At 74.3% G+C, this 24,896-nt stretch carries 27 protein-coding genes; 9 read left to right on the top strand and 18 right to left on the bottom strand.

The features are described from left to right. Positions 1 to 54: 54 nt before the first annotated feature. Genes PKE79_RS01975 through PKE79_RS01960 form a run of 4 tightly spaced genes read right to left on the bottom strand, consistent with a single transcriptional unit; the run spans position 55 to position 4,025 of the window. Positions 55 to 225, bottom strand: a complete 171-nt coding sequence (locus tag PKE79_RS01975) for a DUF2795 domain-containing protein (protein ID WP_271172184.1) — start codon at positions 223 to 225, stop codon at positions 55 to 57. Then, on the bottom strand, positions 143 to 1,165 hold the full coding sequence (locus tag PKE79_RS01970; protein ID WP_271171981.1) for a glycosyltransferase family A protein: 1,023 nt from the start codon (positions 1,163 to 1,165) through the stop codon (positions 143 to 145). The genes PKE79_RS01975 and PKE79_RS01970 overlap by 83 nt, the downstream gene beginning before the upstream one ends. Further along, complete coding sequence (gene rfaE2, locus PKE79_RS01965) at positions 1,165 to 2,652, bottom strand: D-glycero-beta-D-manno-heptose 1-phosphate adenylyltransferase (RefSeq protein WP_271171980.1); 1,488 nt, start codon at positions 2,650 to 2,652, stop codon at positions 1,165 to 1,167. The genes PKE79_RS01970 and rfaE2 (PKE79_RS01965) overlap by 1 nt, the downstream gene beginning before the upstream one ends. Next, on the bottom strand, positions 2,649 to 4,025 hold the full coding sequence (locus PKE79_RS01960; protein ID WP_271171979.1) for an aldehyde dehydrogenase family protein: 1,377 nt from the start codon (positions 4,023 to 4,025) through the stop codon (positions 2,649 to 2,651). Before PKE79_RS01960 ends, rfaE2 (PKE79_RS01965) begins: the two co-directional genes overlap by 4 nt. 147 nt (positions 4,026 to 4,172) lie before the next feature. Here PKE79_RS01960 and PKE79_RS01955 point away from each other — a divergent pair, with 147 nt between their 5' ends. Then, positions 4,173 to 5,342 carry a glycosyltransferase family 9 protein gene (locus PKE79_RS01955; protein ID WP_271171978.1) on the top strand — a complete coding sequence of 390 codons (1,170 nt, stop codon included), beginning with the start codon at positions 4,173 to 4,175 and terminating at the stop codon, positions 5,340 to 5,342. A gap of 48 nt (positions 5,343 to 5,390) precedes the next feature. Here the strand turns inward: PKE79_RS01955 and PKE79_RS01950 are convergent, their stop codons facing one another. From PKE79_RS01950 to PKE79_RS01920, 7 genes are read right to left on the bottom strand one after another with little or no spacing between them, the layout of a single operon-like run. Beyond that, positions 5,391 to 6,098: an SDR family oxidoreductase gene (locus PKE79_RS01950; RefSeq protein ID WP_271171977.1), complete on the bottom strand. Its 708-nt coding sequence runs from the start codon at positions 6,096 to 6,098 to the stop codon at positions 5,391 to 5,393. 42 nt (positions 6,099 to 6,140) lie between these two features. Further along, positions 6,141 to 7,481 (bottom strand): D-glycero-beta-D-manno-heptose 1-phosphate adenylyltransferase, encoded by a 1,341-nt coding sequence (gene rfaE2 / locus PKE79_RS01945; protein ID WP_271171976.1) that lies wholly within the window; start codon positions 7,479 to 7,481, stop codon positions 6,141 to 6,143. After that, positions 7,478 to 8,107, bottom strand: coding sequence for a D-sedoheptulose-7-phosphate isomerase (locus PKE79_RS01940; protein ID WP_271171975.1), 630 nt, complete (start codon positions 8,105 to 8,107; stop codon positions 7,478 to 7,480). Before PKE79_RS01940 ends, rfaE2 (PKE79_RS01945) begins: the two co-directional genes overlap by 4 nt. After that, entirely contained in the window at positions 8,104 to 9,354 is a 1,251-nt protein-coding gene (locus PKE79_RS01935) for a glycosyltransferase (protein WP_271171974.1), read from the bottom strand. Before PKE79_RS01935 ends, PKE79_RS01940 begins: the two co-directional genes overlap by 4 nt. Next, positions 9,351 to 10,385: a glycosyltransferase gene (locus tag PKE79_RS01930; RefSeq protein ID WP_271171973.1), complete on the bottom strand. Its 1,035-nt coding sequence runs from the start codon at positions 10,383 to 10,385 to the stop codon at positions 9,351 to 9,353. The genes PKE79_RS01935 and PKE79_RS01930 overlap by 4 nt, the downstream gene beginning before the upstream one ends. Further along, complete coding sequence (locus PKE79_RS01925; RefSeq protein WP_271171972.1) at positions 10,382 to 11,458, bottom strand: glycosyltransferase family 9 protein; 1,077 nt, start codon at positions 11,456 to 11,458, stop codon at positions 10,382 to 10,384. The genes PKE79_RS01930 and PKE79_RS01925 overlap by 4 nt, the downstream gene beginning before the upstream one ends. After that, positions 11,455 to 12,012 carry a D-glycero-alpha-D-manno-heptose-1,7-bisphosphate 7-phosphatase gene (locus PKE79_RS01920; RefSeq protein ID WP_271171971.1) on the bottom strand — a complete coding sequence of 186 codons (558 nt, stop codon included), beginning with the start codon at positions 12,010 to 12,012 and terminating at the stop codon, positions 11,455 to 11,457. The genes PKE79_RS01925 and PKE79_RS01920 overlap by 4 nt, the downstream gene beginning before the upstream one ends. 138 nt (positions 12,013 to 12,150) lie before the next feature. Here PKE79_RS01920 and PKE79_RS01915 point away from each other — a divergent pair, with 138 nt between their 5' ends. Then, a complete protein-coding gene (locus tag PKE79_RS01915; RefSeq protein WP_271171970.1) occupies positions 12,151 to 13,098 on the top strand; it encodes a glycosyltransferase family 9 protein in 948 nt (315 codons plus the stop codon). 35 nt (positions 13,099 to 13,133) lie between these two features. Here the strand turns inward: PKE79_RS01915 and PKE79_RS01910 are convergent, their stop codons facing one another. Continuing rightward, a complete protein-coding gene (locus PKE79_RS01910; RefSeq protein WP_271171969.1) occupies positions 13,134 to 13,958 on the bottom strand; it encodes a sigma-70 family RNA polymerase sigma factor in 825 nt (274 codons plus the stop codon). A 319-nt stretch (positions 13,959 to 14,277) separates the two neighbouring features. Between PKE79_RS01910 and PKE79_RS01905 the strand changes: the two genes are divergently transcribed. Continuing rightward, the gene (locus tag PKE79_RS01905; protein ID WP_271171968.1) at positions 14,278 to 15,159 is read left to right on the top strand and encodes a manganese catalase; all 882 of its coding nucleotides are present in this window, start codon (positions 14,278 to 14,280) and stop codon (positions 15,157 to 15,159) included. Between the two features lie 4 nt (positions 15,160 to 15,163). Here PKE79_RS01905 and PKE79_RS01900 read toward each other — a convergent pair whose 3' ends face one another. Then, positions 15,164 to 15,844 (bottom strand): esterase/lipase family protein, encoded by a 681-nt coding sequence (locus PKE79_RS01900; RefSeq protein WP_271171967.1) that lies wholly within the window; start codon positions 15,842 to 15,844, stop codon positions 15,164 to 15,166. After that, positions 15,841 to 16,623, bottom strand: a complete 783-nt coding sequence (locus PKE79_RS01895; RefSeq protein ID WP_271171966.1) for an alpha/beta fold hydrolase — start codon at positions 16,621 to 16,623, stop codon at positions 15,841 to 15,843. Before PKE79_RS01895 ends, PKE79_RS01900 begins: the two co-directional genes overlap by 4 nt. Before the next feature lie 191 nt (positions 16,624 to 16,814). On the opposite strand from PKE79_RS01895, the gene PKE79_RS01890 reads away from it, so the two are divergent. From PKE79_RS01890 to PKE79_RS01880, 3 genes are read left to right on the top strand one after another with little or no spacing between them, the layout of a single operon-like run. Continuing rightward, positions 16,815 to 17,609: a F0F1 ATP synthase subunit B family protein gene (locus tag PKE79_RS01890; RefSeq protein ID WP_271171965.1), complete on the top strand. Its 795-nt coding sequence runs from the start codon at positions 16,815 to 16,817 to the stop codon at positions 17,607 to 17,609. Beyond that, positions 17,599 to 18,018 (top strand): phage holin family protein, encoded by a 420-nt coding sequence (locus PKE79_RS01885; RefSeq protein ID WP_271171964.1) that lies wholly within the window; start codon positions 17,599 to 17,601, stop codon positions 18,016 to 18,018. Before PKE79_RS01890 ends, PKE79_RS01885 begins: the two co-directional genes overlap by 11 nt. Continuing rightward, a complete protein-coding gene (locus tag PKE79_RS01880; protein WP_271171963.1) occupies positions 18,015 to 18,578 on the top strand; it encodes a DUF3618 domain-containing protein in 564 nt (187 codons plus the stop codon). The genes PKE79_RS01885 and PKE79_RS01880 overlap by 4 nt, the downstream gene beginning before the upstream one ends. A gap of 50 nt (positions 18,579 to 18,628) precedes the next feature. On the opposite strand, the gene PKE79_RS01875 is transcribed toward PKE79_RS01880, so the two are convergent. Continuing rightward, positions 18,629 to 19,264, bottom strand: a complete 636-nt coding sequence (locus PKE79_RS01875; protein ID WP_271171962.1) for a hypothetical protein — start codon at positions 19,262 to 19,264, stop codon at positions 18,629 to 18,631. A gap of 165 nt (positions 19,265 to 19,429) precedes the next feature. Here PKE79_RS01875 and PKE79_RS01870 point away from each other — a divergent pair, with 165 nt between their 5' ends. Further along, positions 19,430 to 19,882 carry an SRPBCC family protein gene (locus tag PKE79_RS01870; protein ID WP_271171961.1) on the top strand — a complete coding sequence of 151 codons (453 nt, stop codon included), beginning with the start codon at positions 19,430 to 19,432 and terminating at the stop codon, positions 19,880 to 19,882. Between the two features lie 59 nt (positions 19,883 to 19,941). On the opposite strand, the gene PKE79_RS01865 is transcribed toward PKE79_RS01870, so the two are convergent. Continuing rightward, on the bottom strand, positions 19,942 to 20,259 hold the full coding sequence (locus PKE79_RS01865; RefSeq protein ID WP_271171960.1) for a DUF7882 family protein: 318 nt from the start codon (positions 20,257 to 20,259) through the stop codon (positions 19,942 to 19,944). 290 nt (positions 20,260 to 20,549) lie between these two features. On the opposite strand from PKE79_RS01865, the gene PKE79_RS01860 reads away from it, so the two are divergent. Then, positions 20,550 to 21,356 (top strand): helix-turn-helix domain-containing protein, encoded by an 807-nt coding sequence (locus PKE79_RS01860; RefSeq protein ID WP_271171959.1) that lies wholly within the window; start codon positions 20,550 to 20,552, stop codon positions 21,354 to 21,356. Here PKE79_RS01860 and PKE79_RS01855 read toward each other — a convergent pair. Together PKE79_RS01855 and PKE79_RS01850 are read right to left on the bottom strand one after the other, a co-directional pair. Beyond that, the gene (locus PKE79_RS01855; RefSeq protein ID WP_271171958.1) at positions 21,343 to 22,101 is read right to left on the bottom strand and encodes a helix-turn-helix domain-containing protein; all 759 of its coding nucleotides are present in this window, start codon (positions 22,099 to 22,101) and stop codon (positions 21,343 to 21,345) included. The two genes, PKE79_RS01860 and PKE79_RS01855, sit on opposite strands and share 14 nt — an antisense overlap. 40 nt (positions 22,102 to 22,141) lie before the next feature. Beyond that, complete coding sequence (locus PKE79_RS01850; RefSeq protein ID WP_271171957.1) at positions 22,142 to 22,669, bottom strand: MarR family winged helix-turn-helix transcriptional regulator; 528 nt, start codon at positions 22,667 to 22,669, stop codon at positions 22,142 to 22,144. A gap of 164 nt (positions 22,670 to 22,833) precedes the next feature. Between PKE79_RS01850 and nagE the strand changes: the two genes are divergently transcribed. After that, a complete protein-coding gene (gene nagE, locus PKE79_RS01845; RefSeq protein WP_271171956.1) occupies positions 22,834 to 24,756 on the top strand; it encodes an N-acetylglucosamine-specific PTS transporter subunit IIBC in 1,923 nt (640 codons plus the stop codon). Positions 24,757 to 24,896 lie beyond the last annotated feature (140 nt).

The following is a 24,896-nucleotide window of genomic DNA, read 5'->3' as shown; positions in this document are numbered from 1 at the left end:
CTCATGGGGCCGAGCGGAGAGGGAGCGCCGACGTCGGCCGGCGCCCCCCTCGCGTCACTCCGCGTCGCTCACGGCCGAGTTGACGGCCGTCGGCGCGTCGTACTCGCGATCGGGGATGCGGCCGAGCGCATCGAGCACGGCGTCATCCGCGCCCGCGTCCCGCGCCGATGCGAGGATGTCCTCCTTGCTCGCGGGATAGTCGATGCCGCCCAGGAACTTCTGCACCTGGATGGGGCCTGGCGTGTCGCTCATCCTTCTCTCTCCTCTCTCGTTCGGGCCCCGCGGGGCCCTGCTGCGCCGACTCGCCCGCGAAGACGATCTCGCTCGCCTCCGTCCCGCGGTCGACGACGGTGGTGGGGGCCTCGAGGTGGACGGCCCCGCTCGGCAGCACGCCGGCGCCGCCCGCACGCTCCATGACGCGCCACTGCGCCACGACGTCCTCGCCCGCGTGCGCCGACGGCAGGTCGCGCCAGAAGCGGAACCCGCCGGCGGCGAGCAGCTCCGCGCGCTCGAAGAGCACGCACCCGCCGACCCATGCGATGCGGTAGGCCAGCCGCGCGTCGTCGTCGAGCCCGCGATCGGCGGCCTCGTGCGCCATGTTCGCGGCGTTATGCAGACGCCACCGCTCGAAGCCCGGTGCGCCGCGGCGCATCCGCTCGGGACGCACGCCCGCCGGCCCCCACGGCTCGAACGCCTCGCGCTCGTGCGGGCGCACGTCGTCGAGATGCGACAGTCCCTGCACCGCGTACCCCGCGAAGCCGCCGCCCGACTCGGTCAGTGCGGCGTCGAGCCGCTCCAGCGCGCCCGGCTCGAGCCATACGTCGTCGTCGAGGAAGAGCACCCGCGGCGCGCGGGACGTGTCGAGCAGGAACTGGCGCTGCTCTGCCATCCCGCGGCGGGGGAGGTGACGAAGCAGCACGACCTCGCGCCCCTGGGCCCGGAGGACGCGGACCATCGCGCGCACGGCGGGGTCTGCGTCGACAGGCGCGGAGGGCGACTGGTCGCTCACGATCACCCGGAAGGCCGGGTCGTCCTGCGCGGCGAGGCCGGCGAGCGTCACGGCGAGCGCCGACGTGCGGCCGGCGGTGGGGACCAGCACGTCGACGGCCGGCGGCGCGGGCTGCGATGAGAGGGCCCACCGCGCCGCTCCGCGTCTGCTCCGCATCAGCGCCGCCCCTCGCGAGCCAGATCCGCCGGCGCGGGGCGGGACCGGATCCGTCCGATGATCTCGGTCGTCGAGTGATCGGAGACGTAGTCGAGGATCGCGACCTCTCCGCCGACCGCGTGCACGTCGGCGGTCTCGGCCAGCATCTCCGGCGTGTAGTCGCCGCCCTTCGCGTACACGTCCGGGCGCAGACGCCGGATGAGCGCGGCGGGCGTGTCCTCGTCGAAGACCGTCACGTAGTCGACGCACTCGAGGGCTGTGAGGACGTTCGCGCGGTCCGAGGCGCTGTTGACCGGGCGGCCGGGCCCCTTGAGCCGTCGCACGGACGCGTCGCCGTTCACCGCCACGACGAGCACGTCGCCGAGGCGCCTGGCCTGGCGGAGGTAGCTCGTGTGGCCGCGGTGCAGGACGTCGAAGCACCCGTTGGTGAAGACGACCCGCTCGCCGGCTCGCCGGTGCGCCGCGATGCGCTCGGCGAGCTCGTCCGCATCGAGAGCCGCATCCGACGGGCGGCCCGCCCAGGCCGCGAGCTCGTCGAGGGAGCACACGCAGGTCCCGGGCTTCCTCACCGCGACGTCGGCCGCGGCCTGCGCGAGCTCCGTCGCGACGGGCAGGGGCGCTCCCGAGGCCACGGCGACCGTGAGCGCGGCCACGAACACGTCGCCTGCGCCCGACGCCTGCTTCTCCGGCGTCGGGTGCGCGCGCGTGCGGACGGGCGGATGGCCGGGGCGCAGGAGCACCGTCCCGCTGCGGTCGAGCGTGACGACAGCGGCGCCCGCGCCCGCCGCCGCGCGCAGCCGGTCGGCCACGGCGGCGGCCCGCTCGACCCGCTCCTCGCCCGTGCCGAGCTCGGCTCCGACGAGGCGCTCGGCCTCCGCGGCGTTGGGCGTGATCACGTCCGGTTCGGCTCGCCGCCAGCGCGCCGCATCGTGCGCGTCGACGACGCGCAGAGGCGGCCGCGGCAGCCGAGCCAGCGCCTCGACGACCTCGTCGGCGAGGAGGGTCGACGCGTAGTCGCAGATGAGCTGCGCGTCCGCGTCCGCGCTCGCGTGGCGCGCATCCTCGACGAGACGAGCGAGGGCATCCGCCGGCCACGGTGAATCCTGGGTCTCGTCGAGACGCAGCATCACCTGATCGCCCGACACGACGCGGATCTTCGTCGTCGTCCGCGCATCGGCCACCTCGCGCAGTTGCGCCGTGTCGATGCCGGCCGCGGCGAGCCGCTCGCGCAGCAGCCGCCCTGCGTGGTCGGCGCCGATGAGCCCCACGGCGCTCACGCGGGCGCCGAGCGCGGCGAGGTTCATCGCGGTGTTGGCGGCGCCGCCGGGCGCCCAGGCGCGCTCGGCGACCTCGACGACGGGCGCCGGCGCTTCGCGGGCGAGCCGCGAGATGCCGCCGCTCCACCAGCCGTCGAGGAGGAAGTCGCCGATGACCGTCACGCGCGGCGCACGGTCGCGGATCGCGGCGAGGGCGTCGAGCGCGTTCACCGCGTCACCGCCGGTGCCATGTGGACGACCTTGACGCTCGTCATCTCGTCGAGGAGCTCCGGTCCGTACCCGAAGCCGGAGCCGCTGCGGCCGCGCGGCTGGGCGGAGCCGCCCGGAGCTCCGCCGAAGACGGCGTTGATCTTCACGGTGCCGACCGGCAGCGCGTCGATCGCGCGATGCGCGTGCGCGATGTCGCCCGTGAGCACGGTCGCGGCCAGACCGTACGCGTCCTGCACGGCGTGGCGCAGAGCCGAGTCGAAGTCGTCCACGACCATGACCGGGGCGACCGGGCCGAAGGTCTCCTGGCGGAAGACCGCGGTGTCGGGCGTGCAGCCGACGAGGACGGTCGCGGGGTAGCGGAAGCCCGGGCCGTCCGGCATCGTCCCGCCGGTGAGGGCCCGGGCGCCGTCGGCGAGCGACGCCGTCACCTGCGCATGCACCTCGTCGCGCATCCGCGCGTCGACGAGCGGCGCGAGGGTCCGGCTCTCCGCCTCCGCCACGAGGGCGCTCGTGAACTCCTGCGCGACCGCACGGTGCACGAAGATGCGCTCGACGGCCGTGCAGATCTGGCCGCTGTTCGCGAACGCCCCGAGTGCCGCCTGGGCCGCCGCCCAGCGCGGGTCGACGTCGGCGTCGACGATGAGCGCGTCGTTGCCGCCGTTCTCGCGCACGAGGTGCGCGCCCGTCAGCGCCGTCATGCGCGCGATGCGCTCGCCCGCAGCCGTCGACCCGACATGCGCCACGACGTCGACCCCGGGCGAGCTGACCAGCGCCTCGCCCACGTCGGCGCCCCCGAGCACGGTCACGAACACATCCGGGGGAAGGGCGGCGGCGAGGATCTCGCCGAGCAGGCGCCCGGCGTGCGGGCAGCGCTCGCTCGGCTTGTGGACGACGGTGTTGCCCGTCGCGACGGCGGCGCCGATGAGGCCGGCGGCCACGGCGATGGGATCGTTCCACGGCGTGACGGCGGCCACCACGCCGCGCGGCTCCGCGCGCGTGAGGTCGAGCGCGTCGGGGGCGCCGCGGAGGCTGCGGCCGCGGTGCAGCGGAGCGCTCTCGGCATACTGCAGGAGCGTGTCGACGGCCGCCGCGATGCCGCCGTCGGCATCGGCGCGCAGACGCCCGTTGTCGCGCTGCTCGACCTCCGCGAGCTCCGCGCCGCGTTCAGCGAGCGCGTGCGCGGCGGCCCGCAGCGCTCGACCTCGCTCGGCGGCCGGGGTCGCGCGCCAGGCGGGCTGCGCGGCCCTCGCCCTCGCGACGGCGGCACGGACCTCCGCGACATCGGCGACGGGCACCGACCCGGTCACCGTTCCGTCGCGCGGATCCCTGATCACGATCTCGTCTCGCGCCCGGATGGCTGTGTCGCTGCTCATCGTCCTGCTCCTTCCGCTCGCGTGCTCCTCCTCCCCACGTACCCACTGCGCCGCGCGTTCACACACCGCGCTCGCCGGGGTTTGCCGTGCGCGGCCCGGGGGAACGGAAGGAGGAGAGGAACCCTGCCGAACGAGAAGGAGCCGCACATGACGCCGGAGACAGCGCTCGCCGATCCGCTGGGCGCCCGCCCCGCGGCACCCGCTCCGGCGGTCGCGCCGCCGCGCGACCGATTCGCCGGCGTGCGGCGCATCGCCGTGCTGCGCGCGGGCGGCCTCGGCGACCTCCTCTTCGCCGTGCCGGCGATGCAGGCGCTCATGGCGTCGTATCGCGAGGCCGAGGTGACGCTGCTCGGCGCGCCCGTCGCGCGCGCCCTCCTGCCGGGGCGCGACGGCGCGCCGCATCGCGTGCGCGTCCTGCCGGCGATCCCGGGCGTGGGCGCGGCGCCCGACGTCGCGGCGGACGTCCGGGAGATCGAGCGGTTCGCGGCCGAGCAGCGGGAGGAAGGGTGGGATCTGGCCGTCCAGCTGCACGGGGGAGGGCGCTTCTCCAACCCGTTCCTGCTGTCGCTCGGAGCGCGGCACACGGTCGGCACGCGCACGGACGATGCCGCGCCGCTCGAGCGCACGATCGACTACGTCTACTACCAGCACGAGATGCTCCGCGGCCTCGAGGTCGCCGGCCTCGCCGGCGCCGCGCCGGTCGCTCTCGAGCCGCGCCTCGGCACGTCCGCGCGCGAGCGCGCCCACGCCGCGGAGCGGTGCGGAGCGGATCGCCCCGTCGCCGTGATCCATCCCGGCGCGACGGACCCGCGACGCCGATGGCCCGCCGAGCGCTTCGCCGCCGTCGCCGCCGCGCTCGTGGGCGCGGGAGCCCGCGTGGTCCTCGTCGGCGATGGCGAGGACGCCCATCTGTGCGGTCGCATCGCCGCCGCGGTCGACGCGCGGTCCGACCGCGTGCGGGACCTGTCCGGCGCGCTCGATCTCGGCGCGCTCGCCGGCGTCCTCGCCCACGCCGCGGTCGTGATCGGGAACGACAGCGGCCCGCGCCACCTCGCGCAGGCGGTCGGCGCCCGGACCGCCGCGGTGTACTGGTTCGGCAACGTCGTGAACGCGGGGCCCCTCAGCCGGGGACGTCACCGCGTGCAGCTGGGGTGGACGACGCACTGCCCCGTGTGCGGGCGGGACGCGACACAGATCGGATGGACCGCCGAGCGGTGCGCGCACGATGTCTCGTTCGTCGCCGATGTGCCGGTGGCCGCCGTGCGCGACGACGCTCTGCGCCTCCTCGAGGACGCCGCGGCGGAGCGCGCGCGGTGAGACCCGCCGGGCCCCGCCGGTCAGCGGGGCCCGGCGGGTCTCACCGGATCACGGCCACGACGGCTCCTCCTCGGGGCAGACGACGAGCTCGCGGACCTCGCAGCCCCGCGGCTGCTGCAGCGCGAAGACCACCGTGCGCGCCACCTCGGCGGGGTCGTTGAGCTGCGCGTCGGGACCCGGCCGATACTGCTCGTCGCGGTCGTCGAAGAAGCGCGTGCGCATCCCCGCCGGGATGAGCGTCGTGACCCCGATGCGACCGCGCGTCTCCGCGGCGAGCGCCCGGGAGAACCCCAGCACGCCGAACTTCGATGCGCAGTACGCCGTGGCATCGGGGAGCGCCCGCAGCGCGAGCGACGACGCCACCGTCACGACGCGTCCGTGGGCCCGCTCGATGTGCGGCAGCGCGGCGCGGACCACGGAGACCGTGCCGAGCAGATTGACGCCGATCACGCGCTCCCACTCCTCGGCGGCGACGGCGTCGAGGCGTCCGCAGCGGTCGATTCCCGCGGCCGTCACGACCGCGTCGATGCCGCCGAGCTCCTCGGCGATCTCCGCGACCGCGCGCTCGACCGCGAGCCGGTCCGAGACATCCGCCTGCCGGGTCGTGATCGCGCCGACGATCCCCGAGACATCCCGGTCGATGACGGCCGGCGTTCCGCCGCCGTCGGCGACGGCGCGGACGACGGCCTCGCCGAGGCCCGAGCCGCCTCCGGTCACGAGCACGCGGCCGAGGGGGCGCGGATAGGTGTCCTGCATGTGGTTCCTCCTTCTCCGGCTGACGCCGGCGATCGGGATGGCTCAGCCGACCTTCGCGAGCGCCGAGGCGAGCGCGGTGGTCGAACGGCCGAGGTGGTACGGGAGCGTGAGAGCGCGGCCGCCCCAGCGCTCGAGGATGCGCGCCTCGGGAAGGCTCTCGGCGCTGTAGTCGCCGCCCTTGACCCAGAGGTCGGGCCGGATGCCCTCGATCGCGCGCTCGGGACCGTCCTCGTCGAAGACGACGACGGCATCGACGCACGCCAGGGCGCCGAGCAGCTCGACGCGGTCGCTCTCGCCGATGATCGGGCGCTGCGGGCCCTTGAGTCGGCGGACGGAGGCGTCGGAGTTGAGGCAGACGATGAGGCAGTCGCCCAGGGCGCGCGCCGCCTCGAGGGTCCGCACGTGGCCCGCGTGGACGAGGTCGAAGCAGCCGCCCGTCGCGACCACGGTGCCGCCTCGGCTCCGCACCGCTTCGGCGACCGCGCGCGCGTCGCGTCGGCCGTCGGGAAGGCGGGAGAGAGCGCCCGCGTCCAGCGTCGACACGCCGCCCGCCGCGAGGAAGGCCCCCGCCGCGTCGACCGCCGCGCGGACGGCCGTGCGCTCGTCGTCGCCGCGGGCGAGGGCCACGGCTGCCGTCGCGGCGAACCGGTCGCCCGCTCCGCACGGATCGCTCGTCGCCACGGGCAGCGCGGGCAGCCGGATCGCGTCGTCGCCCGTCGCGAGCACAGCGCCCTGCTCGCCCGCCGTCACGGCGACGGCCGCGCATCCCCAGAGATCGCGGAGACGGCGTGCCGCGTCCTCGGGGTCGCCCTCGCCCGATGCGCTCGTCGCCTCGGCGAGGTTCGGCGTGACGAGGCGGGCCTGCGGCACGGGCTGCGCGCCGCGCGGATGCGGGTCCCACACGAGCGGCGCGTGCGCGGCGCGGCGCGCGAGCGCGCTCCGCAGCGGAGCCCGCGCCGCGAGCCCCCTGCCGTAGTCGGCCACCACGATCGCATCCGCCTCCGCGATCGCCGTGAGCATCTCGTCGGTGACCTCGGGCTCCGGGGCCGGCCCGCAGCCGTCGTCGAGCCGCCCGATCGGATGGCCGTTCGCGCGGATGCGGGACTTCACGGGTGTCGGCGCGTGCGAGGCGCCCGCGACGATCCGGACACCCGCGAGGCACGCGCGCACGCGGTCGGCGGAGGGGTCGTCGGACAGCGCCGTGACGAGGGCGACGTCGTGCCCGTCGCGCGCGAGCAGCGTCGCGACGAGTCCTGCCCCGCCGGCCCGCCGCGTGCGCGACGCGACGTCGATCACCGGCACCGGGGCGTCCGGCGACATCCTCGTCGACGCGCCGTCGACGTCCTCGTCGAGGAGCACGTCCCCGACCACGACGATGTTCATGAGCTGCGTCCTTCCTCATCCATGACGATCGCGTCGAACACGCGGCACACCGCGTGGATCGCGGCGAGCTGGCACTCCTGGACGTGCGGCGACGGTCCATCGAGGCAGACGGCCTCGTCGCACACCTCCGCGAGCGGGTTCGGGCCGGGGCCGGTGAGCGCCCAGGTGGCCGCGCCGGCGAGGCGACCCGCGCGGGCGGCGTGGAGCAGGTTCGGGCTCGCGCCGCTCGTGGACAGCAGGAGCACGATGTCGCCCGCGCGGGCGTGCGCGCGCACCTGCCGCGCGAACACCTCGTCGAACCCGTAGTCGTTGCCGATCGCCGTCACGCTCGAGGTCTCGGCGTTGAGGGCGATCGCGGAGTACGCCGGACGCTCCTCGCGGTAGCGGCCGACGAGCTCCGCGGTCAGATGCTGCGCCTCGGCGGCGGAGCCGCCGTTGCCCGCCACGAGCACGCGCTGGCCGCGCCGCAGTCGGGCGGCGAGCTCGACACCCCAGGCCTCGAGCTGCGCGGCATGACGCTCCGCCGACGCGAGGGCCGCGCCGAGGCCGCGGAGGTGGTCGCGGACGGGGTCGACACGCGCGGGGGCGCCCACGCGCGCCGCGCCTCGGGTCTCGGCGATGGTCACAGCGCCGCTCCTTCCAGTCGGCCGCCCGCTCGGCGGGCGCGGGACAGCGTGCTCGCATAGATGCGCTCGGTCTGCGCGGCGACCCGATCCCACGAGTAGCGCGCCTCGACGCGCCCGCGCCCCGCCGTGCCGAACGCGCGGAGGAGATCGCGGTCGGGCAGCAGGCGCCGGAGCGCGGCGGCGATCGCGTCGGCATCGCGCGGCGGCACGTGCAGACCGGTCACGCCGTCGACGACGGTGTCGATGAGCCCGCCGACGGATGCCGCGATGACGGGGGCGCCGCACGCCATCGCCTCGAGCGGCACGATGCCGAACGGCTCGTACCAGGGCGCGCACACGACGACGTCGGACGAGCGCAGGAGAGCCGGCATGTCGTCGCGGCTCACCTGGCCTCGGAACACGACGCGGTCGGCGACGCCCAGGTCGGCCGCGAGCGCCCGCAGTCGAGCCGCCTCGGGGTCGGCGGCGCCTGCCGCGCCGTCGGAGCCGACGACGACGAGCTCGACGTCGTCGATCCCCTCGGCGCGGAGGCGGGCGATCGCCCGCACCACGAGGTCGACGCCCTTGCGGGGCACGAGCCGCCCGACGCTGAGCACGCGATGGCGGGCTCGGCGCTCCTCGACCGAGCCCTGCGGTCGGAAGAGGTCGAGGTCGACGCCGCAGGGCGCGATCGAGATGCGTCGCGACGGGACGCCCAGCGCGCGGAGCTCGAACGCCTCATCCGAGCAGGTGGCCACGACCATGTCGACCTCGCGGCCGACCCGGGGCTCGAGCCATTCCCGCTCGGGCGGGCTCGTATCGGCCGCGCCCTGGTGGCGGCGCTTCACGACCCCGAGGGCGTGGAAGGTGTGCAGCACGGGCGGCGGAGCAGCTGCGCCGCGGAGGGCGGCGACGCCGTCGAGCGCGGCGAGCCCCGACATCCAGAAGTGGCTGTGGACCACGTCGGGGCGGTCGTCCCGCCATTCCTCGGCGAGGCCGGCGGCGAGCTCGCCCATGAACGGCAGGAGATCGTCCTTCGCGACGTGCTCGGCCGGGCCCGCGTCGATGTGGACGACCTCGACGCCGTCATCGAGCCGGACCCGACGGGGCAGGGAGGGGTCGTCGCGGCGCGTGCAGACCGTCACGGTGTGCCCGCGCCGCGCGAGCGCTCGCGAGAGCGCGGCGACGTGGACGTTCTGTCCGCCCGCGTCCACGCTTCCCGGCGCGGCCAGAGGACTCGCGTGCTCGGAGACCATCGAGATCTTCATCGGTCCGTTCCTTCCATGATCGAGACGAGCGCGGGCTGCGTGGCACCCGCGAGCGAGCGCGTTCGTCTGCGTCGCGCCGCGGCGTGCGCCGCGACGTGCTCCTCGAACAGCGCGTCCCAGTCCTGCAGGAAGCGCTCGAGGCCGTAGTGCGCGCGGGCGAACGCGCGTGCGGCGAGCCCGCGGCGGCGCGCGTCGTCCGGATCGTCCATGAGCGTCCGCGCGGCGGCGCGCAGGTCGTCCGGATCCGACGAGATCGCACCCGCCTCGGGCGGCACGGCGCGGGCCGCCTCGGTGGTCGCGAGGATGAGCACGGGCATCCCGAGGCTCATCGCCTCGAGCAGGGAGAGGCCGAGCGACGTCCACCGCAGCGGGTGGAGGTACGCGCGCCGCCGCGCGAGCTCGCCGTGCAGGAGGGGCGTCGGCAGGTCGCCGACGACCTGCAGCCGGTCTGGACCGAGGCCCAGCGCGCCTGGGAGGAGGTCCGTGTCGATGCCGAACGCGTGCAGCGGCGCGATCTCGGCGAAGGCCGGCAGCAGATCCGTCCCGGTGACCCGTCCGCGCCGCACGGGCTCGTTGACCACCACGCCGAGCGCGGGGAGGGCGCCCGTGTAGAGGGCACCGGGATCGGGCACGCCGTGCTCGATGACCGCTGTAGGCGCGTCGCCGCTGTCCCAGACGAGCCGGTTGAAGTGCGTGACGTGCACGATCGGGATGGCGCGCTGCTCCGCGAGCGGGTGACGCTGGTCGATCGGCCGCTCCTTCGGCGTGTTGTGCTCGACGAAGACCGCGGGCACGTCGCGGCCGGGGACGCGCCCGAGGAGGCGCTCGACGGCCTCCAGCTCCTCGAGACGCTGCAGCACGACGAGGTCGACCTCCTCACCGCGCAGCGCCGATTCGGCCACGGCCCGCGCGCGATCCGGCAGGTGCGGAGGCGTCGCTTCGTCGTCTGGGCGGGGCACGACGTACTCGTGCGTCCCGCGGAGGAAGGCGTTCATCCATCCGCCGTGCACGTGCCAGACCAGGATCCTCATCTGATCGCTCCGTCCTTCGTGTCGATCGGGTTCGCCTCGATCGGGTGGGCCTCGCGAGCGTCCGCGAGGCGGATGGCCGCCGCCGCGACCTCCGCGGGGGCGACGCCGGCGAGGCACGGGTGGCCGGGCACGGGGCAGTCGCGGGCGCGCGTCCCGCGACAGGGCGCATCCTGATCGCCCAGCAGCGCGACGGGCACGCCGTACGGCGCCCAGCGGACGGCCGGCACGACGGGCGAGAACAGGCTCACCACCGGCGTCCCGACCGCTGCGGCGAGGTGAGCGGGCCCGGTGTTCCCGACGACGACGGCGTCGGCGCCGGCGAGCACGCCGGCCAGCAGCCGCAGGTCGCAGGCTCCCGCGAGGTCGACGGCGTGCGGCCCGGCCGCCCTCGCGAGGAGCGCCGTGAGGTCGCGCTCGCCCTCCGCGCCGGTCACGACGACCCGGCGCCCTGACTCGGCCAGGAGCCGCGCCGCTCCGGCGAACCCCTCAGCCGGCCAGCGGCGCGCGCCCACGGCCGCTCCCGGGTGGAGGACGATGTAGCGCCCGTCGCCGACGAGGGCGGACGCGTCGGCCACGTCGCGCACGCGCAGGCGCCGGTCGGCCTCGGCCGGGAAGCCGGCGGCCTCGACGATCGCGCACGCGCGGTCCACCTCGGGGATGTCCTCGGGAAGATCCTCTCCGGGGCGCAGGCGGACGTCGAGGAGGGAGCCCGGGTAGTCGACGGAGGCCCCCGCGATCCGGTCCACGCCCGCGAGCCGGAGGAGGAGGGCAAGGGGGAGCGGAGACTGATGGAACGACGTGAGGATCACGGCCTCGTCGATGCGCGCGGTGCGCAGACGGTGGATGAGCTGGTCGATGCGTCCACCGGTCACCGCGGGCGCCGGATCCGAGATCCACGGGGCGTCCCAGACCATGACGTCGCGCACACCCGGCAGAAGCGCTCCCGCCGCGGCGCCCCGGGGCCCGCACAGCATGATGACCTCGGCCTCGCGCGCGACGGCGCGGACGGCCGGCCCGGCCAGCAGGACGTCGCCCATGCTGTCGAGCCGCGCGACGAGGACGCGCCGCCTCATGAGGCCGCCCTCCCTTCGGGCACCGGTTCCCCGAGCAGGAGTGCGACGGCCGCGGCCAGATCCGGCGCGACCCGCGGCGCCGCGGCGATCTCGTCGGGCAGCGTGCGGGCGGTCGGCACGAGCACCGCACGCGCCCCGGCGGCAGCGGCGGCGCCCATGTCGGCGCCGATGTCGCCGATCACCGCGAGCTGGGCCGGCGCGAAGCCGAGGGCGTCGGCCGCGGACAGGACGAGGCCCGGCCGCGGCTTCCGGCACGCGCAGCCGTCGTCCGGCCCGTGCGGGCAGAACCGCCAGACGTCGAAGGGGCCGAGCACCTCGTCCACGCGCGCGTTGACCCGGCGCACGTCGTCGGCGGACAGGATGCCGCGGGCGATGCCGGACTGATTGCTGACGACCCCCGTGCGCAGGCCGCGGGCGCGCACGAGCCGCAGCGCGTCGGCAGCGGTCGGCATGGGGGAGACCCGGTCGGGGTCGCCGTTGTACGGCACGTCGACGACGAGCGTGTCGTCGCGATCGAAGAGGATCGCGCGGAGCGGTCGGTCACGGTCGTCCATACGAGAAGCACTTCCCCCGCGCACCGCGAGGCAAACGCCCCGGTGCGAACTTCTCCTCGCGTCCCGCGCTCCTGCCATCCGCCCTGGCCGCGGCGCAAGGGGGTTCGGACGGCGTGCGAGCCGGTTCACGATGGGTCGGTGCGCATCTTCACCGAGCCGTCCGATCGCCCCATCGTCCTCGCGCTGCGGGCCCTCAAGCTGGGCGACCTGCTCGTCGCGGTGCCTGCGCTGCACGGTCTGCGGCGTGCGCACCCCGACCACGAGGTCGTGCTCGCCGCTCCCGGGTGGCTGGCGCCGGTCGCCGCGCTCGTCGGCAGCGTCGATGCGCTGCTGCCGACGCCGGGCCTCGACGACCCCCTGCCGCTCGACGCGGGAATCGTCGACGTGGCCGCGAACCTCCATGGCAACGGCCCGGAATCGCGGGCGCTGATCGACGCGCTGGGCGCCCGCGTGCGGATCGTGCACCGCTCGCCGAGCGACCCGGACGGCCCCGAGTGGCTCGACGGGATCCTGGAACGGCGCCGCTGGGCGCGACTCGTCTCGGCGTACGGAGCGATCGCCGACGAGGACGACGTCGCCATCGCCCTCCCGTCGACGGCATCGCCCGCCCCGGGCGCCGCGGTGCTGCACGTGGGCGCGTTCTACGGATCGCGGCAGTGGCCCGTCGATCGGTTCGCCGCGGTCGCGCGCGCACTCCGGTCGGACGGCCTCCGGATCGTGCTGACCGGCGGCGCGGCCGACCGCGAGCGCGCGGAGGCCGTCGCGTCGGCCGCCGGTCTCGACGAGGACGCGGTGCTCGCGGACCGGACGCGCCTCGATGAGCTCGCGGCCCTCGTGGCCGACGCGTCGGTCGTCGTGTCTGCCGACACCGGCGCGGCGCATCTCGCCTCCGCATACCGCACGCCGTCGGTCGTCGTGTTCGGGCCGGCTCCGGTCGAGGAATGGGGGCCGCCGGAGGGGCCGCACATCGCCCTCACCGATCCGGCCGCTCGCCGAGGCGACGCGTTCGCGGCGACCCCCGACCCTGCGCTGCTCGCGGTCCAGGCAGACGAGGTGATCGCCGCAGCCCGCTCGGTGCGTCGCTGAGGGGAGGGGGAATCCGGCCGCCATCCGCGCTCTCCTCAGGCCGCGAGGAGGTCGGGGGTCAGCTGCCCGCGCAGGGTCGAGAGGATCTTGGTCAGAAGGCGCGAGATCTGCATCTGCGTGACCCCGCACTCCCGGGCGATCTCCGCCTGCGTCTGCTCGTGGAAGAAGCGCAGGTAGAGGATCCTCCGCTCGCGCGGGCTCAGGGTGCGGCAGGCGGCGGCGAGCGCGGCGCTCACCTCCGCGCGGGCGAAGTCGGCGCCGCTCGCGTGCAGCGTGTCGCCCAGGGTGAGCGACCCGTCCGGGGTCGCGGCGTGCGGCGCGTCGAGCGAGGCCGGCTGGCGGCCCTGTCCGCAGTCGATCGCCTCGACGACGTGCTCGACCGCGAACCCCGTCTCCGCGGCGATCTCGGCGGGAGACGGGTCGTGCCCGAGCTGCTGCGCGATGCGGGGGACGGCCGTGCGGAGCTCTGCGTGCAGCTCCTGGAGCTGCCGGGGCGGGCGCACCACCCAGCTCGTGTCGCGCAGATGCCGTTTGATCTCACCCGCGATCGTCGGGACGGCGAAGGACACGATGTCCGCGCCGCGGTCGGGCGCGAAGCGCTGGACCGCCTTCGTGAGGCCGAGATACGCGACCTGCCGCACGTCGCCCGCGTCCTGCGGTCGCAAGACGTACCGGCTCGCCACCGCATCGGCGACGTCGAGGTACTCCACGACCACCTGCTGCTGGAGCCGCGTGCGCTCGGCCTCGGGCGCGGACCGCGCGCGTTCGAGGAGCGCGACCGCACGGGCGTTGCGATCCTCCTGCGCTCGCGGGGCGCGGCGGGCGGGAGCCGGTGTCGGAGCGATGGCGGAGACGGGCATGGGGCACCTCTTTCGAAGCGTTGCGAGGGCGCGCTGGGGCACCGCGTCTGCACGCGTGCGGCCCGTGGCGCGGGCGGTGTCTGCGGCTCCGGAGCAGTGCTCGCGGAGAGGTCTGGCTCCCACTGAAGCGAAGGAGGGGCGCCCGTCAGAAGTGGCTTGCGGAGAAGGAGAAGGAGGAGTAGAAGCAGCGCGCGCGAGGCCGCCCCTCCGAGCGGAGCGTGATTGTGTCACGTGGTCGGGCCATCCGGAACCCCGTGTCGCCGACGGGGCGCGCGAGCTTGACTGGCGCCCGAAACCGACGACACACGGAAGGCGATCCATGTTTCTCCACAGGCAGGAACTCCAGCACGCAGCCAAGCCAGACGCTCCCGACGCGGTGTACGCGCGGAAGCTGCAGGAGGTGCTCGGCGGCCAGTACGGCGAGATCACCGTCGCCCTGCAGTACCAGTTCCAGGGATGGAACATGCACATGCCCGGCAAGTACCGCGACCTCGTCTTCGGCATCGGCGCGGAGGAGATGGGCCATGTCGAGATGCTCGCGGTGATGATCGCGCAGCTCCTCGAGAAGTCGCCGCTCGGGATCACGGAGGACGCGGTGCAGAGCGACCCGACGGTGGCGGCGGTGGTCGGCGGCACCGACGTCCAGCAGGGCATCGTCGCCGGCGCCGGCGCGCGCCCCGTCGACAGCAACGGCAACCCGTGGTCGGGCTCGTACATCACCGCGAGCGGCAACCTGCTCGCCGACTTCACGGCCAACGCCAACGCCGAGATGCAGGGCAGGCTGCAGGTCGCGCGGCTGTACCACATGACGGATGACCACGGCGTGCGGGACCTGCTCGCGTTTCTCCTCGCGCGCGACACGATGCACCAGAACCAGTGGCTCGCGGCGGCGGAGGAGCTGAAGTCGGAGGGGATCGAGGAGCTTCCCGTGCCGAGCAACTTCCCGCTGGCGAAGGAGGACCGCGAGGTCTCCTACCAGTACCTGAACTTCAGCGACGGCGCGGCCGCCCGCGACGGATCGTGGGCGTCGGGCCCGACGCCCGACGGGAAGGGCGAGTTCACCTACCACGACGGGCCCACGACGACGGCTCCGATGCCGGCGCCCACGCACCCGGACGCGCGCTTCTACGGCACGACGGACGTCCCGAACACGGTCGAGCGGATCGCGGGCGCGGCGCAGGACAGGCTGCACCGCGAGTAGGCGCTCATCGGTCCGCCGTCTCGGCGAGGGCGGCCACCTCCGCGATGACCCGCGGATGCGCGAGCACCCGGAAGTGGCCGCCCGTCTCGAGCACGACGTTGCGCGCACCGAGGAGCTCGCTGCCCTCGGGGATGTGCGGGTCGAAGCGCGCGTACACCGACACGATCCGCGCGTTGACCTCGGTCGCCTGCGCGAGCGCACGGAGGGCCGCGTCGCGCGGCGAGAATGCGCGGAGAGTGGGGGCGGCGAGGAAGCGCGCATAGCGCGAGCCGCCGAACGGCGTCGCGACCGCGACCATCCCGTGCACGCGCCGGGCGGCGGCCGGAAGCGACATCGCGCGCTTCCCGATGAGCCCGCCCTTGCTGTGCGCGACGAGGACGACGTCGCGCAGCTCGCGCGTCTCGAGGAGCTCGGCGACGAGGTCCGCTCCGGCCGAGAACGGCATGCGGTTGTGCCGGAGCGGCTCGACGACGTGCACGGGATGGCCGCGTGCGTGCAGGGCGACGACGAGCGGGGTGAGGAATCGCCACGACTCGTACACCCCGGGGATCACGACCACCGGTGCGAGGGAGCCCGAGCGGAACTCGGCCGCTGAGCGACGCCGCGTGAGGGCGCGCAGCTGAGCGAGGGCCGCGTAGGCGTAGTCGGCCGCCCACCAGGCGAGCCGCCGCAGCGGCCCGATCACGGGCCCTCCGCGTCCCCCGCGCGCGACGGCTCCCGGTCGGCGGCGAGGAACGGCCGCAGCACGGCGGCGACGGCGCGGGGTGCCGTGTGCTGCACGAGGTGGGGCTGGCCGGCGATCTCGACGAGCCTGCCGTCCTGCGCGGCGTCGCGCAGGCGCACGCACCACGCCCGTCGGGCGACCGGGTCGCGCTCTCCGCGCACGATGAGCAGCGGCCGACGGAGCGCGGTCACGCGCTCCTCCGGCCGGTAGGCGAGCATGTGCGGGAGCTGGCGGAAGTACCAGCGCGGCCCGCAGCGCACGTAGTCGCTCAGCACGATCGCGTTCGCGGAGACGGTCTCGCGCAGGCAGTCGTGGGCGAGAGCCAGGGCCTGCCGCGCGGCGGAGCGACGCCGCTCGTCGACGACCGGCCCGATCGCGACGACGCGCGACACGAGGCCGGGGTGCCGGCAGGCGAGCTCGATCGCCCACTGCGTGCCCATCGAGTTGCCGACGACCGCGAACGGGCCGTCGCCGAGGCCAGCGACCACGTCGGCGAGCAGCTCGGCCATCGCGGGCACGTCGGGGGAATGCCCGGGACGCGGCAGGTCGCCGAAGCCCGGCATGTCGAGGACGTGCACGACGTCGTCTGCGGCGAGCACCTCGGCGAGCCGGGAGAAGGCGCGGTGCGAGATGCCGATCCCGTGCACGAGCACGATCGGCGGATGGCCGGAGCCGGGCCGCCCGCGCGTGCGCACGCGGAACGTCGCATCGGCCACGCGCACGAGTCGGTCGGTCGTCATGGACCCAGTCTCCCGTTCCGGGCGGACGGTGTCTCGGGGTTGACGCGGGCGGCCGGAGGCGGCGACCTCTCGATCGCGCGCCGCGCGTGCCACACGCGGAGGGGGTCCGTCAACCCTCGCGAAATCGGACGCGGGACGGTGTTGCATCGCCGGTGAATCCATCCGCAGCGGTAACGGAAAGGAAGTCCCCCATGTCTCAGTTCTCTGGTCAGGTGCCGACCGAGGCGGACAGCCGCCCCACGGGTGCCGTCGACACGGCGCGACAGGAGGCCGCCGACGTCACGGAGACGGCCAGGGCCGAGGCCGGCCACGTCGTCGACACCGCCAAGCAGGAGGCGTCGCATGTCGCCCACGAGGCGAAGGCGCAGCTCAAGGACGTCTACAGCCAGACGCAGCGCGAGCTGCGGGATCAGGCCGCCGCGCAGCAGCGGCGCGTCGCCGAGGGGCTCCGCTCGGTCGGCGACGAGCTCGAGTCGCTCGCAGCGGGCTCGGAGAATCCCGGCGTCGCGACGGACATCGTGCGCCAGGCCTCGACCCGTCTGAAGGGCGCGTCCACCTGGCTCGACGACCGCGACCCCGGCTCGCTCATGCACGAGGTCACCTCGTTCGCCCGCCGTCGCCCCGGCGTGTTCATCGCGGGCGCGCTGCTCGCGGGGCTCGCCGCCGGGCGCCTCACGCGCGCGCTCGCGGAGAGCGGTGCGGAGAGCGCGCAGGGCGCGTCGGCCGAGCGCGCGGCGGACGTCGCCGCGGCTCCGACAGCTCCCGCCGTGCCGGCCGCCGCACCGACGACGACCGCGGGCGACGGCACGCCGTCGGCGGCAGCCCCGGGCGGATACGGCGAGCCGGGCGCGCCGGGCGCGCCGGTGTCGGACCCGCTCGCCACGCCGTCGGACCTTCCGCCGTCGCGCGGGGAGGGCACGCCCGTCTACGACCGCTCGCGCGCCGAGCGCGCGCGCCCGGGGGAGGGGATCGGGAATGACCTCTGACCAGCCGACCCCGTCGGAGCAGAAGGCGGCGACGACCTCGCTCGGCGACCTCCTGTCCGAGGTGACGAGCGACATGTCCCTGCTGATGAGGCAGGAGCTCGAGCTCGCCAAGGCGGAGCTGCGGGAGTCGGCGACCCGCGCGGGGAAGGGCGCCGGCCTGCTGAGCGGCGCAGCGTACTCCGCGCTCATGGCGGTGTTCTTCCTGTCCGTGGCGCTGTGGTGGGCCATCGGCCTGCTCACGGGCCTCGGGTGGTCGGCCGTCATCGTCGCCGTCCTCTGGGCGATCGCCGCGGCCGTGATGTTCGCGATCGGCCGCAAGGACCTGAAGAACGTGAAGGGCGCTCCGCAGACCGTGGAGTCGCTCAAGAAGATCCCCGGCGCTCTGGGGAGAGATGAGGAGAACCGATGACCGATTCACCCGACGCCATCCGCGCCGACATCGAGCGCACGCGCCGCGAGCTGGGCCGCGACGCCGACGCCCTCGTCGACAAGGTGACGCCTTCGAAGATCATGGACAGGCAGACGAGCAGGCTCAAGGGGGCCTTCGGATCGCTGCGCGAGCGCGTGATGGGAGCGGCCGACGACGCCGGCTCGAGCCTGCACGACGCCGGTGAGACGGTCGCCGACGCGACGCACCGCGCCGCGGCGAAGGCCGAGGGCAACCCCATGGCTGTCGGCCTCATCGCCTTCGGCGTGGGGCTGCTCGCCTCGTCGCTCATCCCCGCGTCCGGCAGGGAGAAGCGGATCGCGCAGGATGTCAGGGAGCAGGCTCAGCCGCTCGTCGACGAGGTCAAGGACGTCGCACAAGAGGTCGGCGCGCACCTCAGGGAGCCTGCCCAGCAGGCGGCGGAGTCGATCAGGGACACCGCGACCGAGGCCGCCGAGCACGTGAAGTCGGAGGCTCAGGGCTCGGCCGACGCGGTGGCCGGGCGCGCCCAGGAGGCGCGCGACAACGTGCAGGGAAGCTGACTCCGGCAGGACAGCGGGCGGGCTCCGCGGAGCCCGCCCGCTGTCCTGCGTCAGCCCGCGCCGAAGAGGAGCCCGATGAGGCTCCAGGCGCCGTACACGGCCAGCGACGCGCCGCCGATCACCGCTGCGGCGGCGGCCGACCCCGCGACGATGAGCCACGTCCGCACGCGGGAGCGCGCGGGTGCGCGGCCGCGCTGCGCGACCGCGTCGGCCGACGACTCGGCGAGCGCAGCCGCCTTCGTGCTGCGCAGCTCGACCGGCGCGAGCGGCGAGCCCGTCCACTTCTCGACGCCCCACGCGGTCGCCCGCGCGGTCTGGTGCCTGAGGGTCGCACCCCAGCCGCCGGTCGGCGCGACGGCGGCGGCGCGCAGCCGCTGCGCCGCTGCCCGCGCGTGCCCGGCGTCGCGCAGGCCGGCCTGGGCGAGATCCGCAGCGAGAGCCTGCAGGCGCCGCCGAGCGCCCTTGCGGAGGCCCGTGTCGGAGGCGCGTGCCGCGATCCGGTGCATCGAGGTGCGCACGCCGTCGAGCGTCCGATGCGCGTCCGCGAGGTAGCGGGCCGCCTGGCGGTCGGGGCCGACGGACAGGAACGCGGACTCCTCGGCGAGAGCGTCGACGGCCTGGTCGAATGCGAAGACCGCGCGGCGCGCATCCTCGTCGCGGGGCCCGATCCGGTCGGGAAGCGCCATGCGTCCTCACCCTCCTCGAGACGTGCGTCCTGCCGACAGCTTACGAGGGCCCGTGCGCGGCGGGACGCCCGATACCGGAGGCCTCGCGATGTGGCAACCCCCGTGACGCGTCATCCGAGCGCGGCACACGATGGAGCCCAACCCAACGATCGGAAGGACACCCCCATGGCTCGCATCACGGAGAGCATCGATGTCGACGTCGACGTCACGACGGCGTACGACCAGTGGACGCAGTTCGAGACGTTCCCGCAGTTCCTGAGCTTCGTCGAGTCGATCCGGCAGATCGACGATGAGACGCTCGCCTGGAAGGTGAACATCGGCGGCGCCGAGCGCGAGTTCACCGCCAAGATCACCGAGCAGCACCCCGACGAGCGCGTCGCGTGGACGAGCGTCGCGGGTGAGGCGGATCACGCCGGCGTCGTGACCTTCCACCGGCTCGGCGACGCGAGCACGCGCGTGACCGTGCAGCTCGACTGGGAGCCGACGGACCTCACCGAGAAGGTCGGCGCCGCCCTCGGCATCGACGACCACGCCGTCAAGAAGGACCTGCGGAAGTTCAAGGAGTTCATCGAGTCCCGCGGCACCGAGACCGGTGCGTGGCGCGGCGACATCGACTGATCCGCGCAGATCGGCCCCCGCCGCTCCGGTGATCGGAGTGCGGGGGCCGTGTCGCGCCGTCAGCGCTTCTCGGGCGTCCGGATGTGCTCCTCGACGAGCTGGATGCCGCCGAGGGCGTTCGCGGAGACCGCGAGCTCCTCGAGCCACTCGCGGTTGAGCGTCGGCGCATCGGCCTCGTCGAACTCGAAGCGCAGCGGGATCGCGGGGTGGATCCAGATCGTGCTGCGGCCGCCCTCGCGCTCGTCGGGGTGTCGCCACGAGACCGAGAAGCTCTCGTCACGGCGCAGCTTGCTGATGATGACGACCTTGATGTGCGCGAGCGCACGGTCGTCGATGTGGATGGCGGAGGCGTTCGCGCCGTAGTAGAGCACTCCCATGGCGGTCACGCTAGACCGGGCCGCCGCGCACCGCTCGGCCCGCGCGGCCGCGCGGCAGACTGCCGGAAAGGTGCGCTCCCGCTCGTGGCGCGGGGGACGACCGCGACACACCGACGCGGGAGGCGCGCGCTTTTCCGACGATCGTCGGAAAAGCGCCCTCGCGGACCGCGCGGACGCCGGGGTGGGTGCGTCAAGGGCACGCGCCGGGCCGTCGCGTCGTCCTACCGTCGAGGGGAAGGACAGCGCCGCGTGCGCGCGGCGTGAGGTGAGCAGGACATGGCGGAGTGGCAGTGACGTCTCAGACGCGAGGATCGCGCGAAGGCATCGGGCACATCTCAGGGGACGCGACGTCAGGCGCTCGCGTCCACGTCTTCCGGAGGCTCCTCGACGACGAACGCGCCGTGCGCGTGCGCGCGCTCGCCCAGGCGGCCGATCGCCGCTGGCTCGACCGCTCGGAGGGCCTCGTTGTCGCGCTCCTCGACACCGTCGGATCGGACGACGAGCGGCGCCGTCTCGCGACGGCGATCCAGTCCGACGGGCGCGGCGCGACGTGGCACGTCGGCGATCTGGCCGACCATCCGGTCCTCGTCGTCTCCCGGAGCAGGCTCGACGGCGACGTCGAGGACGTCCTCGCGTCGGCAGCTCACCGCCATGGCCATCCCGCCGCGCGCTTCGCGACCGCGGCCGTCGCGCCGGACGAGGACGACATCCGGCCCGCCGTGCGGGAGGCGCGGCTTCTCCTCGAAGACCCCGAACACGTCACGCCGGCGGGCATCCGGGCGCTCCTGGACGGGCTCCCCGTGCCGATCGACCTCATCCGGCGCGCGTCGCCCGGTGCATTCGCGCTGTGGCGTGCGGGGGATCGCCAGCAGCTCGACACGGTCGAGGCGTATCTCGACGCGGGTGCGCGCGTCTCCGAGGCCTGCCGGCGGCTGCACCTCCATCGCACGACGCTCTACTACCGTCTCGAGAACCTGCCAGAGCCGGTCCGCGCGGAGCTCGCGGACGGCGTGCGCAGGAGCGTGCTCCACGTCGCGCTCAAGCTGCTTCGACGGCGCTCGGGGCCGGCCGAGGCCGCGCGCGTCACGGATGGATGATCGTCAGCAGCGAGTCGGGGTGATCCGGCACGATGAGGGTCTGCCAGGTCGCGCGCTGCCAGCCGTGCTCGGCGTCGTAGAAGAGGCTCGTGCCGAACGTGAGCTTCCGCGCCCGCTGGCGTGACCACAGCTCCCGGAAGGCGGGGTACCGGCGCCGCAGGAGCGCGAGCAGCTCCTGGAACCGCGGTTCGTCGGGCGCGGTGTGGAAGCGCATCGAGTCGACGAGGCGCGTCGCCGTCGCGCGCCATTCCTCGGCGGACGGCGCCTCGTGCTCGTGCTCGAAGACCTCGATCAGGAGGTTCCGCCCCTCGTCCAGGAATCCCTTCGCGATGCCCGCGCACGAGCGGTTCACGACGAGCACGTCGTGGACGCCGTTCGTGATGTACGCCGGGTGGGGCTCGACGAGGCGCAGGATGGCGAACGCGCCGGCCGGGAGGCCCTCGCGCGTCGACAGGGCCCGCGTCGCGCTCGTCTGCGCGAGCTGCTGGAAGTACTCGGTGGTGTCGGGATCCAGCTGCAGGGCGCGAGAGAGCGCCGAGACGACCTGAGGCGACGGGAGGTGCCCGTGCGCCTGCTCGAGGCGGATGTAGTAGTCGCGATTGATCCCGGCGAGCTCGGCGACCTCCTCACGGCGGAGGCCCGGAACGCGGCGGCCGTCGCCGCGGGGGATCCCGACGTCCTCGGGCTGCAGCTCTGCCCGGCGGCCGCGCAGCAGCTCGGCGATGAGGGCGTGGCGAAGGCTCATGGTGTCAGCATCCTCCCGCGGACGGTCCGGCGCGAGCGCGTCACGGTCGCGCGTCGCGCTCGGCGGAGGCGCCGATCGTGCGCAGCGCGTCGATGAGCGCCGCGACCTGGTTCCAGGAGAGGCCCTCGAGCAGGCGCGCCTCGGCCGCGACGAGGGTGCGCATGGCCGACTCGACGCGCTCGCGACCCGCGGGGAGGAGAGTGACGATGCGGCTGCGCTGGTCGGCAGGGTTGTCGGTGCGCGCGACGTAGCCGCGCTCCTCGAGGCGCTCGATCCGGTACGTGATCGTGCCGCTCGTCGCCGTCGTCCACGCGGCGAGCTGCGACGGCGTCATGGACAGGTCGTCGGGGGAGCGGCGGAGGAGGGAGAGGATGTCGAACTCCCATGCGCGCAGACCCGACGCGGAGAAGGCGGATTCGCGGACGCGCTGCAGATCGCGCGCCACGCGTCGCAGGCGCGACATCACGTCGAGAGGGGAGAGGTCCACGTCGGGGAGGATCGTCGACCACGCGTCGATGATGAGGTCCACCTCGTCATCGCCGGACTGTGAGATCTCCGTGCCTGCCACCTCCCACAGCATAGGACCGCGCGCCCTCCGATCCGCATCACGACGCCCCGCGCGGATTTGTAAGGGATTTTAACGATTAGCTTGGCGCGGCATCCGCGAGCGTGTACCGTCATGCGCATCACAGCCCGCGCACGCCCGAAGTGCGCCCCTTCCAGGAGGTACCGATGAAGTTCTTCCAGAGGCTCGGCAGGTCGTTCATGCTGCCGGTCGCCGTCCTCCCGATCGCCGCGATCCTGATGGGCGTCGGGTACTGGATCCAGAACGTCGCAGGCGACAACATCGCCGTGACGTTCCTCAACGGCGCGGGCGGTGCGCTGCTCGGCAACATGCCGATCCTCTTCGCGATCGGCGTCTCACTCGGCATGGCGACGAAGACCGACGGCACGTCGGCGCTCGCGGGGCTCGTCTCGTGGCTCACGATCACGACGCTCCTGAGCACCGACACCGTCGCCCTCTTCCAGGGGGTCGAGGCCGCTGAGGTCAACCCGGCCTTCGGCGTCATCAACAACGTCTTCGTCGGCATCATCGCGGGTCTCATCGGCGCGTTCGCGTACAACCGCTTCAAGGATGTCAAGCTGCCCGACGCCCTGGCCTTCTTCTCGGGCAAGCGCTCGGTCGCGATCGTCGCCGCCGGCATCTCGCTCCTCGTCGTGATCCTCCTCTTCTTCATCTGGCCGTTCGTCTACAGCGGTCTCGTCGCCTTCGGCGAGTTCATCGCGACGCTCGGCCCGGTGGGCGCGGGCATCTACGGCTTCATGAACCGCCTGCTCATCCCGCTCGGGCTGCACCACGCGCTGAACTCGGTGTTCTGGTTCGACGTGGCCGGCATCAACGACCTCAACAACTTCCTCTCGGGCACGGGCGAGTACGGCGTCACCGGCCAGTACATGACCGGTTTCTTCCCCGTGATGATGTTCGGCCTGCCCGGTGCGGCGCTCGCGATGTACGTCACCGCGAAGAGCACGCGCAAGAAGGTCGCCGCGGGTCTGCTCCTCTCCGGCGCGATCTCGTCGTTCGTCGTCGGCGTGACCGAGCCCCTCGAGTTCGCGTTCATGTTCCTCGCCCCGGTCCTCTATCTCATCCACGCCGTCTTCATGGGCATCTCGCTCGCCGTCAGCGCGATCCTCCCGGTCCGGATGGGCTTCGGCTTCTCCGGCGGCGGGATCGACCTGCTCCTGGGATGGGTGAACCCGATGGCGCAGAACCCGTGGCTCATCCTCGTCATGGGCGTGTTCTGGTTCGTCGTCTACTTCCTCGTGTTCCGATTCGTCATCCTGCGGTTCAACCTGAAGACGCCGGGCCGCGAGGACGACGACGTCGCGCTCGACGGGGCCGACGCGACGACGGCCGACGGGGGCTACCTCGCGACGGCCGCGCGCTTCATCGACGCGCTCGGCGGGCGCGACAACATCGTGGAGCTCGAGAACTGCGCGACCCGGCTCCGGATGGAGCTGGGCGACGTCGCGAAGGCCGACGAGGCCGCGCTCAAGCGCGCGGGCGCGGCGGGCGTGATGAAGCCCGGCGGGCGCTCGTACCAGGTGATCTACGGCCTCAACGTGCAGTTCGTGAAGGACGCCATGGAGCAGATCATGTCGGGGCGCGCCGAGGCGCCGGCGCCGTCCGCGCCGACCGCCGAGCCGGTCGCGGCCCCGCCGCAGACGGCGACCGCGGTCGCCGCTCCCGCGACGGTGCGGCTGCGTCAGCCGATCGAGGGTGCCGTCGTGCCGCTCTCGTCGGTGCCCGACGCCACGTTCGCCGAGGGCATCATGGGCCCGGGCGTCGCGATCGAGCCGACCGGTGACACGGTCGTCGCCCCGGTCGACGCGACCGTCGGGCACGTCTTCGAGACGGGGCACGCGATCGCCCTCGTGCTCGACGACGGAACGGAGCTGCTCATCCACGTCGGCATCGACACCGTCGCGATGAAGGGCGAGGGCTTCCAGGCCCTCGTCGAGGCCGGGGCGCGTGTGACCGCGGGGACCCCGCTGCTGCGCGTCGACCTCGACCGCATCCGCGCGGCCGGCCATCCCACCGTGACGCCCGTGATCGTCCTCAACAACGAGAGCGCCGTGATCGAGCTCATCTGACCGCGACCCGCGCGAGGCGCCCCGCAGGCACGCCTGCGGGGCGCCTCGCCGTCTGCGCGCGCCTCGTGTTCCCACGTTGCAAAGCAGGTGGTCGACAGGCAGGATGACCCGGGCGCCCGTCGTGCTTGACACGACCCCCG

The organism is Microbacterium barkeri (assembly GCF_027921765.1).
Taxonomy (GTDB): domain Bacteria; phylum Actinomycetota; class Actinomycetes; order Actinomycetales; family Microbacteriaceae; genus Microbacterium; species Microbacterium barkeri.
The sequence above is the reverse complement of the archived record's forward strand: the minus strand, read 5'-3'. Positions and strand labels throughout refer to the sequence as shown.